1 protein-coding gene is annotated in these 838 nt (G+C 72.0%); it reads right to left on the reverse strand.

Translation table 11 applies throughout. From position 1 onward, the window contains the following. Positions 1-38: 38 nt before the first annotated feature. A partial coding sequence (locus B4E30_RS10055) for a DnaJ C-terminal domain-containing protein (protein WP_286795142.1) occupies positions 39-838 on the reverse strand: 800 nt, incomplete at its 5' end.

Below are 838 nucleotides of genomic sequence, written 5' to 3' on the forward strand. Positions count from 1 at the left end.
CCCCACCGGTCGTTGAGCGAGCGGAGCGAGACGAAACGCTACGTGCGTGCCTTCGCCATGAGGTCCGCGCGCGGGTTCTCCTTCGGCTCCAGCGCCTGATACGCCGCGAGCGCCTCACGCGCCGCGTCGTCCAGGTGCGACGGCACCGCCACCTGCACCTCCGCCAGGAGGTCGCCGGTGCCCTTCTGCGTCTGCACGCCACGGCCCTTGACCCGCAGCACGCGCCCCGACGGGGTGCCCGCCGCGACCCGCAGTCGCACCGGGTCTCCGCCGAGGGTCGGCACCTCGATCGTGGCGCCGAGGGTGGCCTCGGTGAAGGTCACCGGCACGGTCACGCGCAGGTTCAGCCCGTCTCGGGTGAACACCGGATGCGGCCGCACGGTCACCTGCACGACGATGTCGCCCGATTCCCCGCCGTCCGGCGAGGGGCGACCGCGGCCGCGCAGGCGGATCTTCTGCCCGTCGCGCACACCGGCGGGGATCTTCACCTTGAACGGCTTGCCGTCTTCGCCCTGCAGGGTGATGGTCTCGCCCTTGGTGGCGGTGACGAAGTCGATGGTCGTGCGCGCGGTGACATCCGCCCCGCGCGACGGACCGCCGAATCCCTGGAACCCACCGGAGGGCTGCCCGAACCGACCGGAGCCGAAGCCGGTGCCGCGTCCGCCCTGCTGCTGGTTGAACATCGAGAAGATGTCGTCGAAGTCGGCGCTGCTGTACCCGCCGCCCCCGCGACCCTGCCCGAATCTCGAGAAGACGTCCTCGAAGCCCCCACCCTGTCCGGCTCCGCCGGCCGTGAAGCGCGCGCCCGAGCCCATGGCCCGGATCTGGTCGTACTCCT

Origin of the sequence: Microbacterium sp. UBA3394, from assembly GCF_002358725.1 — a bacterium.
Taxonomy (GTDB): domain Bacteria; phylum Actinomycetota; class Actinomycetes; order Actinomycetales; family Microbacteriaceae; genus Microbacterium; species Microbacterium luteum.